General features: G+C 46.0%; 14 protein-coding genes. 5 read left to right on the plus strand and 9 right to left on the minus strand.

Annotated features, from left to right (window positions below; genetic code table 11):
- Nucleotides 1–87: 87 nt before the first annotated feature.
- From FNC98_RS05620 to FNC98_RS05655, 8 genes are all read right to left on the minus strand, one after another.
- A complete protein-coding gene (locus FNC98_RS05620; protein ID WP_143580333.1) occupies nt 88–336 on the minus strand; it encodes a GlsB/YeaQ/YmgE family stress response membrane protein in 249 nt (82 codons plus the stop codon).
- A gap of 212 nt (nt 337–548) precedes the next feature.
- Nucleotides 549–716: a DUF2897 family protein gene (locus tag FNC98_RS05625; protein ID WP_143580334.1), complete on the minus strand. Its 168-nt coding sequence runs from the start codon at nt 714–716 to the stop codon at nt 549–551.
- A gap of 200 nt (nt 717–916) precedes the next feature.
- Complete coding sequence (gene trpA / locus FNC98_RS05630) at nt 917–1,735, minus strand: tryptophan synthase subunit alpha (protein ID WP_143580335.1); 819 nt, start codon at nt 1,733–1,735, stop codon at nt 917–919.
- Entirely contained in the window at nt 1,732–2,946 is a 1,215-nt protein-coding gene (gene trpB, locus FNC98_RS05635) for a tryptophan synthase subunit beta (RefSeq protein ID WP_143580336.1), read from the minus strand. Before trpB ends, trpA begins: the two co-directional genes overlap by 4 nt.
- A 91-nt stretch (nt 2,947–3,037) precedes the next feature.
- Nucleotides 3,038–4,435, minus strand: coding sequence for a bifunctional indole-3-glycerol-phosphate synthase TrpC/phosphoribosylanthranilate isomerase TrpF (trpCF, locus tag FNC98_RS05640; RefSeq protein WP_143580337.1), 1,398 nt, complete (start codon nt 4,433–4,435; stop codon nt 3,038–3,040).
- Nucleotides 4,428–5,435: an anthranilate phosphoribosyltransferase gene (gene trpD / locus FNC98_RS05645; protein ID WP_143580338.1), complete on the minus strand. Its 1,008-nt coding sequence runs from the start codon at nt 5,433–5,435 to the stop codon at nt 4,428–4,430. The genes trpCF and trpD overlap by 8 nt, the downstream gene beginning before the upstream one ends.
- 31 nt (nt 5,436–5,466) lie before the next feature.
- A complete protein-coding gene (locus FNC98_RS05650) occupies nt 5,467–6,075 on the minus strand; it encodes an aminodeoxychorismate/anthranilate synthase component II (protein ID WP_143580339.1) in 609 nt (202 codons plus the stop codon).
- Entirely contained in the window at nt 6,075–7,772 is a 1,698-nt protein-coding gene (locus FNC98_RS05655) for an anthranilate synthase component 1 (protein ID WP_143580340.1), read from the minus strand. Before FNC98_RS05655 ends, FNC98_RS05650 begins: the two co-directional genes overlap by 1 nt.
- A 395-nt stretch (nt 7,773–8,167) precedes the next feature.
- Here FNC98_RS05655 and rnm point away from each other — a divergent pair, with 395 nt between their 5' ends.
- From rnm to rluB, 5 genes are all read left to right on the plus strand, one after another.
- Entirely contained in the window at nt 8,168–9,001 is an 834-nt protein-coding gene (rnm, locus tag FNC98_RS05660) for an RNase RNM (RefSeq protein WP_144035472.1), read from the plus strand.
- 38 nt (nt 9,002–9,039) lie between these two features.
- Nucleotides 9,040–9,660, plus strand: a complete 621-nt coding sequence (locus tag FNC98_RS05665) for an L-threonylcarbamoyladenylate synthase (protein WP_143580341.1) — start codon at nt 9,040–9,042, stop codon at nt 9,658–9,660.
- A gap of 93 nt (nt 9,661–9,753) precedes the next feature.
- Nucleotides 9,754–10,533: a segregation and condensation protein A gene (locus tag FNC98_RS05670; protein ID WP_144035473.1), complete on the plus strand. Its 780-nt coding sequence runs from the start codon at nt 9,754–9,756 to the stop codon at nt 10,531–10,533.
- 72 nt (nt 10,534–10,605) lie between these two features.
- Nucleotides 10,606–11,175 (plus strand): SMC-Scp complex subunit ScpB, encoded by a 570-nt coding sequence (gene scpB / locus FNC98_RS05675; RefSeq protein ID WP_143580342.1) that lies wholly within the window; start codon nt 10,606–10,608, stop codon nt 11,173–11,175.
- A 30-nt stretch (nt 11,176–11,205) separates the two neighbouring features.
- Nucleotides 11,206–12,060 (plus strand): 23S rRNA pseudouridine(2605) synthase RluB, encoded by an 855-nt coding sequence (rluB, locus tag FNC98_RS05680; RefSeq protein WP_143580343.1) that lies wholly within the window; start codon nt 11,206–11,208, stop codon nt 12,058–12,060.
- A gap of 34 nt (nt 12,061–12,094) precedes the next feature.
- On the opposite strand, the gene FNC98_RS05685 is transcribed toward rluB, so the two are convergent.
- Nucleotides 12,095–12,370 (minus strand): hypothetical protein, encoded by a 276-nt coding sequence (locus FNC98_RS05685; protein WP_143580344.1) that lies wholly within the window; start codon nt 12,368–12,370, stop codon nt 12,095–12,097.
- Between the last annotated feature and the right edge of the window lie 43 nt (nt 12,371–12,413).

Here is a 12,413-nt window from a genome sequence, read left to right on the forward strand (position 1 = left end):
CCATGTTAAAGGTATTACGCTTTCATGCTGAAAGCGACAAATAATAGTGATTTGTCGCCTTCTATGAGATAAGTCAGTTGTCGCTAATCAACCTTTTATCAGCTTAACGATAAACAAGAGTATTGCAGCGCCGACGGTCGCGGTAATGATCGAGCCGATAAATCCACCGGCAGAAATTCCCAATAGTCCAAAGACGTAGCCGCCTATTACTGCACCAATGATACCAACGATAATATTACCGATAATGCCAAAGCCACCACCTTTCATAAGCAGACCCGCTAACCAACCAGCAACACCACCAATAATTAAAAATACGATTAAACTTTGTGTTTCCATAGTTCACCTCAATCAATGAAAACCAGAAAGAAACCTGCAAACGTTGCGCGTTTGCCACTTAGGGCAGGGGGGGAGTAACGCCAATTGCAAGTCAGTGATGCTATAAAGGATAGTTTAAAAATCACTAAACCCCTGAATTTAAGGGCTTGATTTTTATGTAGAGGTTGCCAGAAAAGGTAACAGGCGGGCGATTCAAACGCTAAGTCGAAGTTCTAATCCTCTTCTCGCTCTTCTTTTTCCCAGGCTTTATTGCGCTCGGCAATCTTCTGTTTTTGCTCTTCAGTAAGATTGAATTTTCGCGCCGATTTATAAATGTAATAAACGCTGCTGACGATAAATCCGAATACAGCCAGAACGATTAGCCAGTGGGTTGTGCTCATATTTTCAGCCTTTTGGGTGTTGAATGAGCGATAACCGGTCAGTAAAAAATCTGCTGTCCGGGTATCGCAATTTAGTCAGCAACTGGCTACTCGAGCTGATTGCGTTTTCAAGGGCGTTTATTGTCAGGACTAGTTAGTGAGAATTATGCAAATAATCCATCAACGACCAACAGGTCCTACTATATCAGTACTGAGCGATTCTAGGAAATGGTTGCCGCTTTCAGGCTTTGCACAAAACCCCCGAGTTTTTCCAGCATCAATTCAGGCTGCTCGAGATTTTCTTCAATAATTTTTACCGTTGCGCTACCACTGATAGCACCTTTGGCACCACTGCTAATGGCCGCTTTTACATGTTCAGGGGTTGAGATACCAAAACCAAGTACTGGTGCTGGCGCGCCAAAGGCGGCGAGTCTTTTAAGTAGCTTATCAGATGGCATCGCTGCCGCCACTTCGGTACCGGTAACCCCTGCACGGCTCAATACATAGGTATAGCCTTTACTAAGCTTGGCGACTTTCTCCAACGTCGCATCATCAGCATTCGGTGGGGCGATAAATATTTGCGCGATGTCATACTTTTCGGCGGTTTGCACAAACAACCGGCTTTCACGAATTGGCACATCGGCAAGCAATACCGAATCAACGCCAATTTCCGCAAGCTTTTGGTAAAACTCATCAACGCCATATGCAAATACAAGATTGGCGTAAAGCAACAGGCCAATTGGTGTTTTCTCAGAGTACCCTCTGACTTTGCTAAGAATATCGAAACAGGTTTCGGTATTTACCTTCGCTTCTAAAGCGCGATTACCTGCTAACTGAATAGTAAGGCCATCGGCACTTGGATCTGAAAAGGGAATACCTAGCTCCAGGGCGTCGGCGCCGTTATCGATTAAGGTTTTTATGATCTTCAACGATTGCTCGGCATTCGGATCGCCAATGGTGACAAAAGGGATGAACGCACCCTGATTGTTTTCGGCTAAATCAGCAAAACATTGGGTATATCTTAATCCTGCCTGACTCATGCGTTACCCTCCCGGTAATTATCGCCTTGTAAAATGTCATAAACGTGTTGTAAATCTTTATCACCACGACCTGATAGGTTCACCAGAATCACCGTCTCTTCGGTTGCTGCATCAGCAATTTTGAGCGCCTGCGCTAAGGCATGGGATGATTCCAGCGCCGGGATAATCCCTTCTTTTTGTGCCAGTAGCTGAAAGGCTTCTAAGGCTTCGTCATCGTTGACAGGCACATAATCAGCTCTGCCCGTTTCCTTCAAATAGGCATGTTGTGGTCCAACGCCCGGGTAATCGAGACCCGCAGATACCGAATATGACTCTTCTATCTGGCCAAAATTATCCTGCATGATGTAGGTATAAGCACCGTGTAGCATGCCCTTGGTACCTGCTACTAAGGTTGCGCCATGGCTATGGGTATCAACCCCTTTACCACCGGCTTCAACGCCAACCAGCTTGACGCTGTCTTCTTTGATAAAGTCAGTAAACATTCCAATGGCATTCGAACCACCACCAACACAAGCAACGACGACATCAGGCAGACGACCTTGTTCTTCGAGAATTTGTTGTTTGGCTTCAATACCAATCATTTTCTGAAACTCACGAACAATAGTTGGGAAAGGATGAGGACCCGCTGCCGTTCCTAACAAGTAGTGGGCTTTATCGTAATTTGCAGACCAGTCACGCAAGGCTTCGTTAACTGCATCTTTTAAGGTGCCACTGCCGGCGGTCACCGGGATCACTTGTGCGCCCATCAACTTCATTCGAAACACGTTTGGTTGTTGACGCTCACAATCGACTTTACCCATGTATACCCGACATTTCAGGCCTAACAGGGCACAGGCAAGGGCTGTAGCTACACCATGTTGACCAGCACCGGTTTCGGCGATGATTTCGGTTTTACCCATACGCTTTGCCAATAGTGCCTGTCCTAAAACCTGATTGGTTTTATGGGCGCCACCATGGAGCAAATCTTCACGTTTCAGGTAAATCTTCGCTAACGGATTGGATACTAAATTTCTACAAAGTGTCAGTGGCGTAGGACGGCCTGCGTAACTATGCAGAAGGTTGTTGAACTCCTGTTGGAATGCTTCATCTTGTTGAGAATCTTTGAATGCCTGATCCAGCTGCTCAAGCGCTGGTACCAGTAACTCACTGACGTACATGCCACCAAACTGGCCAAAATACGCGTCATTGTATTGTGTTTCTGTGTTATTCATGGACCTGCCTTTTTTGTCCGAATTAAATTCCAATTACCTAAATTTGCGAGTAGCTCTTATAATGCGTCTCTCGAGTGTCATTACAAGTGCGTTAGTAGCGTCGGATTTTACGAAACGCTAGCGCCACTTTTTCAGGAGACTTTACGCCTGCGGAACCCTCAACTCCTGAGTTCATATCCAAGCCGTAAAACTCCTGATTAACCAACAGGGTTAACGCCTTATCGAGGTTATCCGGGGCCAAACCGCCAGCGAGAAAGCTATTGTTAAACAGGGCATCACTGTCTTCAATCAATTGCCAGTCAAATGCCTTGCCGCTGCCGCCTTTGTAGTTATCAAGTAAATACAAATCGTTGCCCAATTCATCCGAATTCAGCTCGGGCGCGGCATCGATAACTTTAACCGCCTTAATTATCTGACAGCCAGATGGCAGCCCGGGTTTCAATGTATTAATATACGCCTGGTCTTCAGAGCCGTGCAGCTGCACCGCACTGAGCTTTAAAACGTTAGCAAGGCGCTGAACCTGTTCAATATCATCATCGGCAAATACACCGACAAAATTAAGTGCCAGACCTTTCGCTGTCACCGCATCGATAATGGCCTTGGCTTGCTTTGGTTCAACATAGCGTGGCGACTTTTCAACGAAAATCACGCCGCCGTATACCGCGCCTTCTGAGGCGGCGGTTATCGCATCTTCTACTTGAGTCAGGCCGCAGACTTTGTGGTTGCCATAAATAAGCGTTCGACAGGCAAGGTCAATATCCGCTTGCGCCATAATCGAGCTACCCACCAAAAAACCATCAACTGCCGGTGCGATTTCCCGAACCTGATGGTTATGATAAATACCGGACTCGCTGATTATCAAACGATCTTCAGGGATCATCGGCGCCAGTTCAAAGGTGCGGGTGATATCCGTGCTTAAGTCTCTTAAGTTGCGATTGTTAATACCAATAAGGCGAGCGTTTAAGCGAATCGCTCGCTCGGTTTCTTCAACGTTTGATACTTCCGTTAACACCCCAAGGTTTAATGAATGCGCTAACTCGCTTAACGTCAGATATTCTTCGTCATCAAGCACACTTAACATCAATAGTACGCCATCAGCGCCATAGTATCTGGCTAAATAAATCTGGTATTCATCGACAAAAAAGTCTTTGTTTAATACCGGGCAGCTTACTCGTTGCGTTACCTGCTGCAGATATTCAAAGGTGCCTTGGAAATACTTCTCGTCAGTTAATACGGAGATAACCGCCGCATAGTTTTGATAAATATCGGCAATTTCTTCGACATTAAAATCGTCACGAATAAGACCTTTTGAAGGAGAAGCCTTTTTACACTCGAGAATAAAGCCAGCGTTTTCCTCGCTTAACGCCCCGTAAAAATTTTTCTGACTCGGTGTTAATGTGTAGATGAAACTGGCAAGGGGAAATTCCTGTTTGCGCTGTGCAATTTCAATGCGTTTGTCTTCAACAATCTTTTGCAATATATTAGCCACAGCTGGTCTCCACCATGGTGTTTAAAGTCTTTAACGCGTCACCTGAGGCCAGTACCGTCAATACCATGTCCGCCGCTTGTTTTAGGCTGTCGGCTTTACCTGCAAGGTAGAGTAGGGCGGCGGTATTAATCACCACGGCATCTCGATGCGCATCCTCGCCATCACCCGCTAAAATCGCTTTGGTGAAAGCGGCATTTTCTTCAGGCTCTCCGCCTTGAATATCTTCAAGTTTGTACTGAGCCAGACCAAAGTTTTCTGGTGAAACCACTTTTTCTCTAAGGCTATCACCATCAATTTCAATCACCTGAGTCTCACCATGAATGGCAATTTCATCCAGGCCACTACCGTGCACGACCCAGGCGCGTTTCACCCCGGTTTTTTGTAACGCTTCGGCCATTGGTTTTAATAAAGCCGGGCTGTATACGCCAAGCAACATGATGCTCGGGCTTGCTGGATTTACCAAAGGACCAAGAATGTTAAACAAGGTTCTCACACCCATGGCCTTTCGAACCGGAGCTGCGTGGCGAAAACCACTGTGATATTGAGGCGCAAATAAGAAGCAAAGGTTTGATGCTTCAATACATTTTGCTGCCGTTTCCGGTGACATTTGCAGGTTTACGCCAAATGCTTCTAGCAAATCTGCGGAACCGGATTTACTGGAAACGCTGCGATTACCATGTTTGGCAACCTTAAGGCCACAGGCCGCAGCCACAATCGCCGCAGTTGTTGAAATGTTAATGGTATGGGCGCCGTCACCGCCGGTACCTACACAATCAATTAAACCGTCGCATTTTAACGGGAAATCGGTAGCCGCATCGCGAATGGCAATCGCCGCGCCAGCGATTTCATCAGGACTTTCTTGTTTCATTTTTAATGCGGTTAAAACGCTGGCAAGTAATTCGCCAGGAATTTCGCCATTAACTACCTGAGAAAAAAACTGTTCAGACTGAGCAATGCTAAGGTCGTTGCCAGCCATTAATTGTTCGAGTATTTGTGACATGATGCGTTTCCTAGTACTTAATCTTTATTCTTTATTTCGATGTTGGTTGCGCTTGGTTTAACAGATGCACAAAGCTCTGCTCAAGTAATTGACTGCCTTTCGACGTTAGCAGTGATTCCGGATGAAACTGAAAACCTAGAACTTTGTCCTGAGGATGTTCGATGGCCATCGCCATGCCTTGGTAATCGGCAATCACATATAAAGCTTCTGGCATTTTCGTCGCGATTAGCGAGTGATAACGTGCCACTGGCAAAGGGCTGGGTAGTTCTACAAATGGACCTTCACCGCTATGGTCTATTAATGACGCTTTGCCATGCACAATCTCACCCGCTCTATCCACTTTACCGCCGTAATGTTCAACCAATGCCTGATGGCCAAGACAAATGCCTAGTATTGGAAACTTGCCGCAACAAAGCGCTAAAAGTTCCATCAGACAGCCGGCCTGGGACGGAGAACCGGGACCTGGTGAAACCACCAGGATCACCGGATCCGTTTCTGCGAGCATTGTTTGGTAAATATATTCGGCACTGACGGTATTTCGGTAAATTACCGGCGCAAAACCTAATGTTTTAAATTCATCGACCAGGTTGTAGGTAAAGGAATCAAGATTATCCAGCATATATAGTTTGACGTTTTCCATTATGCTTTCTCTCCTGAACCGTCTTTGCTTTGAGTGCGATTAACCTTATTTGCTAATTGGATGGCGCGGATCACCGCTTGCGCTTTTTGCCTGGTTTCATCCGCCTCTGCCTGTGGGTCTGAATCGTAAACAACGCCCGCGCCCGCTTGGATATGGGCGGTATTGTCCTGAACAAATGCTGAACGAATAACAATACAGGTATCCATATCGCCGTCTCCATTTAAGTAGCCGACTGCACCGCCATAACTGCCGCGACGCTCGCCTTCAAACTGACGAATTAATTCGGTGGCGCGAACTTTCGGCGCTCCGGAAAGCGTACCCATATTCATACATGCCTGATACGCATGCAGGGCATCAAGCTGCGGCTGCAATGTGCCAATAACCCGAGAAACCAGATGCATAACATGGGAGTAGCGATCAACTTTAAGCAGTTCGGCAACATGACGAGTACCGCCGTCACTCACTCTGGCGATATCATTACGAGCCAAATCTACCAGCATTAAATGTTCCGCTTTTTCTTTTACGTCGTTGCGCAGTTCAAGTTCAATACGACCATCTAAATCGGCGCTGTAACTGCCGTCCCGGCGAAAACCTCGGCCTCGGGTTCCGGCAATAGGGTAGAGTTCAACCTGGCGATTGCTGGCGGTAAATTTTAATGCCGATTCTGGAGACGCTCCGAATAACTCAAAGCTTTCGTCCTTGAGGTAGAACATATAAGGGCTTGGGTTGGTCTTCTTTAACTGGCGATATGCCTGCACGGTATCAGGACATTCGATGGAGAAGGTACGCGATGGTACCACCTGAAAAATATCACCGGCGCGGATATGCTCTTTTAGTGCTTCAACCTGCTGACAAAACTCGTCATCACTGACATTGACACAAACCGGCAATTCGTTTACCTCGCCGTCAGCTCCAGCTTTGCCACTGCCATCTGTACCGGGCAAAGCTAATTGCTCACATTGCTGGTGTAGTTCAATCAGGCTTTGTTTTACCTGCAGGCTTTCTGATTCCGTAAAACAATTTGCGATAAACTCGGTCGATTGTTGCTGGTGATCAATCAATACCAAAGATTGTGCCAGATAAAATACGTAATCCGGGCATTGGTTGGCACTGTTCGCGACTTCGGGTAAGTCTTCACTGACGCTGATTAAATCAAACGCGAAAGCACCGCCTAAAAACGTGGCATAAGGACTAGCGCTATCTGGCGCCATATTTTGCAATACACGTAATACCTGAAATGGATTACTGGCCAGAAGCCGTGAAGCTTCATCAAGGGTAGAATCAGGCGCGGAAAAAACTAAATGACATTGACCAAGACAATGATTCGGTATGTTTGCCGTTGCCAGATTATCCTCAACATCAATGATGTTTTTAAACGCATCGCCGCCAAAGTAAACTTTTAATGCTTCTAACAAGGTTTGGCCGTCATTGGTTAAGGCAAATAGGTCGACACGATTACCGTGGCATTCCAGTTTTAAACTGGTATCGATAAGCAAAATACTTTTCAGCGCACGCTTATCACTAATTTCTGCGGACTCGAGTAGCAGGCAATGGTGCTTGTCCCGGGTCAGCTGAGCAAACAAAGACAGCGGATCTGCCTGATAGGTACCGGCGAGGATTTCGGTTTGTACCTGTGTCTTAAATCCTACTTTCGCTGTTGATGTATGTGCCGATTGTGTCGGTTGAGAATGATTCATTATTTTTTGCCGAAACTATATATCTAATAACTAATTGATTTATAAGCCTAAAAACGAAAAAACCCGCTAAAAAGCGGGTTTTAAGTAATTTTTCGCGAATGCGCAAAGCCTCATAACCCACTATGTTGAGTTATGCCACCACCAAATAATCATAGTAATTGCTTGCTTTGCCTGTACCATTACGGTCTGTTTCCACGTAAAATGTAAAATTCTTTTTATAGAAAACAGCAAAATTTACTGTAAGTCAACCTCTGGAGTAAAAACTCTTGAAAAAAAGTGGCGACACTCATTCAAAAACAGATTCAACAACCTCGGCGGATACCTCAGGTTGTGAAATAAACGCTGATAAAATCGCAGATGAATCGCCTGCGAATAAGGTTGCGTCTGTGCATGATATTCGCGTTGATTTACATTCCCATACTCAATGTTCGGATGGCCATCTCACCGTTCAGGAATTAATCGACCGGGCAAGTACTTATCAAATTGAACAGCTTGCCATTACCGACCATGATACGGTGGCTGCAATCCCTATTGCCAAAGCTCATATTGCCGAAAACGATTTACCTATCCGACTTATCAACGGCATTGAAATATCTACCAGTTGGCAAGGCTTTGAAATTCACATCGTTGGCTTAAATTTTGATGAAAATCATCCCGCCATTATTGATATTGTTCAAAGGCAACAGGACACCCGTGAAGATCGCGCGATTCGAATTGGTGAAAAGCTTGCCAAAGCCGGTTTTGAAGACGCCTACGATGAAGCGAAAAAACTGGCGGGAGAGGGTAGCATTACCCGCGCGCATTTTGCCAAGGTATTGCTCAATCAAGGCCATGTTACTGGTATGCAAAAAGCCTTTGATAAGTATTTAGGCAAGGGCAAGCGCGCTTATGTAAAGCCAGGTTGGGTGGAAATTGATGAAGCGGTTGCCGCCGTTCGCGCTGCAGGCGGTATTTCGGTGATTGCCCATCCGATGAAATATGATCTATCCACCAAGTGGCTGCGTCGCCTTATCGTTGATTTTAAAGCCGCAGATGGTCAGGCGATGGAAGTTGCATCGCCGCAAATGAATCTTCAGCAACAGCAATTGCTGTTCGCTTTTTGCAAAGAGTACGACTTACTGGCATCGGTGGGCTCAGACTTTCATTATCCTACCCGCTGGAGTGATCTGGGACGCAATCTGCGCGTACCCGAAGATACTCAGGTCGTCTGGCAACACTGGTCGGAATAAAAATAATAATAAATACATGGCATAACGAGGTATAAACCATGAGTCAGTTTTTCTATATGCACCCCGATAACCCACAACCAAGGCTAATTAAGCAAGCCTGTGAAATGATCCACCAGGGGGCAGTGATTGTTTACCCTACAGATTCGGGTTATGCATTGGGTTGTCATATTGGCGACAAAGCCGCACTGGAACGGATCTGCCGTATTCGCAATATCGATAAACAGCATAACTTCACTCTGTTATGCAAAGATTTATCGGAATTAGCGACTTACGCTCGCGTTGATAACAGCCATTTTCGTTTACTGAAAAACAACACACCGGGTAAGTACACTTTCATTTTTAAAGGCACCAAGGAAGTCCCGAAGCGCTTGTTAAATGAGAAGAAGAAAACCATAGGTATTCGGATCCCTGAAAACAATATCGCCATGGCGCTGCTTGAAGAATTAGGTGAGCCTTTGATGTCTACCAGTTTGATCCTGCCAGGTAACGACAGCACAGAATATGATCCGGAATTGATCCGTGATAACTTAGAGAAACAGGTAGATTTGATCCTAAATGGCGGATATCTTGGAGAAAAACCAACAACCGTTGTCGACATGACAGATGACTATCCCATTGTTATCCGCTTCGGTGAAGGTGACCCAAGACCGTTTTCTTAATCGAAGACGTTAAACGACAATAAAATCAATAGATAAGGGAAGTTGGCATTGACCACAGCAACGACAACCGCGTTAAACACTGACCAGGGAGAAATGCAGCAGCAAGTATTGCCGCTGGCGCTTGTCCATGGCGAGGCGGTGGTAGAAAAGCCTCAGGATCTGTTTATTCCCCCTGATGCGCTGGAAATCATCCTTGAGTCCTTTGAAGGGCCTCTGGATTTGTTGTTGTATCTTATCCGCAAACAAAAGTTTGATATTGTCGATTTACCGATTGCTGAAATTACCCGCCAGTACATGGAATATGTCGATGTCATGAAGTCATTGAAGTTAGAACTGGCAGCCGAGTATTTGGTGATGGCGGCCATTCTCGCGGAAATTAAGTCGAGATTATTGCTGCCGAAAACCACGGTTGAAGACGAAGAGGAAGATCCTCGTGCTGAGCTAGTGCGCCGATTACAGGAATACGAAGTGATCAAGCAGGCCGCTGCAGATATGGATGAGTTGCCGCGTCTTGAACGGGATATTCATCTGCCAAATGTCGATTTACCGGAGTCCTATAAGCCCCGCGTTGTCGAGGCTCAGGTGGATTTACAGGATTTAGTATTGGCAATGCAGGGTGTATTGAAACGCGCTGAAGCGTTTGAGCACCACCACATTCAACGAGAAAACCTATCGACCCGCGAGCGTATGAGTCAGATCCTGGCGAAATTGCAACCTGGGCAGTTCGTTGAATTTAGCGACTTGTTTCAGGTTCAGGAAGGCCGAGCTGGGGTGGTGGTAACATTCCTCGCAATTCTGGAGTTGATCAAGGAATCTTTGATAGAATGCGTGCAATCTCAGGTGTTTGGCCATATTCAGGTCAAATCCGCGTAGGCGTTTAAAGGTTTAGTTCAACTATTAATTTAAGTATTGATAACCAGAGTAGATTCAAGGGAAGGGCGAATTATGAATAATAACAAGCAATTAAAAAACCTGATTGAATCCATGTTGTTTGTGGCCGACGGTCCTTTGTCGATTAAAGCCATGCAAACGACCCTGGAAGATGATGTCGCATTATCCGGCAAACAACTTCAGGCAATTATTAGTGAATTGCAGCAGGATTATGCAGAGCGGGGCATTCATCTGGTGGAAGTGGCCAGTGGCTATCGCTTTCAGGCGGCTAATGAACACTCTGAACAGATCGCGTTACTGTGGAAAGAAAGAGCACCGCGTTATTCCCGGGCAATGTTAGAAACATTGTCTTTAATTGCCTATCGCCAACCCATTACTCGCGGCGAAATTGAAGATATTCGTGGCGTTTCTGTGTCTAGTTATATAATTAAGACATTGCAAGAACGTAACTGGGTCAAAGTGGTAGGCCACAAAGAAGTTCCAGGGCGTCCAGCTCTGTTGGCGACGACCGATGAATTTCTTGATTATTTTTCATTAAAATCACTGTCTGAGTTACCAGAACTCATGCCAGTTTCTGAAATTAACCTCGATTCTGAACAGGTTGAAGAGTTAGTGGAAGCGTAACAACTTAAGCTTCTGTTTATGAGAACATAAATGTCTGAAAAATTGCAAAAAGTGCTGGCTCGTGCCGGCAAGGGCTCCCGTCGTGAGATGGAGGCCATGATCAGCGCTGGTCGTGTCAGTGTTGATGGTAAAGTCGCCTACCTTGGCGACCGTGTCGAAGGCACGGAACAAATCCGACTCGATGGTCATGCGGTTAAAATCGTTGATGAAAAAGAGCAAATCTGCCGGGTTCTGGTTTATAACAAGCCAGAAGGGGAAATGTGTACCCGAAAAGACCCGGAAGGCAGACCAACGGTATTTGATCGTCTCCCGAAACTTACCGGCAGCCGCTGGATTGCTGTTGGCCGCTTAGATATCAATACCTCAGGCATGCTGATTTTTACCAATGATGGTGAGCTAGCTAATCGCCTGATGCATCCATCCCATGAAGTTGAACGTGAATACGCGGTTCGTGTATTTGGCGAGATTGATGAAGCCATGCTGCAGCGTTTGCGCAATGGTGTGCAACTTGAAGATGGTATGGCTAAGTTCAAGAAAATCACCTATCGCGGTGGTGAAGGACGCAACCATTGGTTCCATGTGGTGTTAACGGAAGGTCGTAACCGCGAAGTTCGTCGATTGTGGGAAAGTCAGGGGGTGCAGGTATCTCGTCTGATCCGAGTTCGTTATGGTGACATGACAATGGAGCGCCGTTTACCTCTGGGGGGCTGGTTAGAGCTTGGCTTAAAAGATGTGAACTACTATCGCAAGTTGGTGCAGTTGCCGGTTGAAACCCAATCGAAAGTGAAGGTCGACGAAAAACGCATCGATAACACCAAAAGCCGCAAGATTCGCCGCAACGTTAAGAAGCATCAACAACGTCGTCAGGCACCTAAAAAACGCTAGTCAAGGCTATGGGGGCATCGGCTGCCCCATCGCTCTACTTTTTGCTGTTTTCCTGGGATTTGGTCATGATTTCTTCGTACATCAAAAGGACACCTTTGGCCAAAGCATCATAGTCTGGATGACGTTTTAACACGGACAGCATCTGATGCCCATCTTTGAAGGTTTTATCTAGAAACGCGATGTCTCTGTCATCAAGCACACCGCCACCATTTACCTTTTCGCGCATCTCAGCAATTCGCGGGTAAGTGATGTCTTCAAACCGCTTTACCATCACGGCGATAACGCCTTCGTCTCTTTGTTCAAGGTCCATGTTCACTCCAACAATTTGCCATGCATTTAAAGAGTATGAGTTG

Origin of the sequence: Thalassotalea sp. PS06 (genome assembly GCF_007197775.1) — a bacterium.
Classification (GTDB): Bacteria; Pseudomonadota; Gammaproteobacteria; order Enterobacterales; family Alteromonadaceae; genus Thalassotalea_A.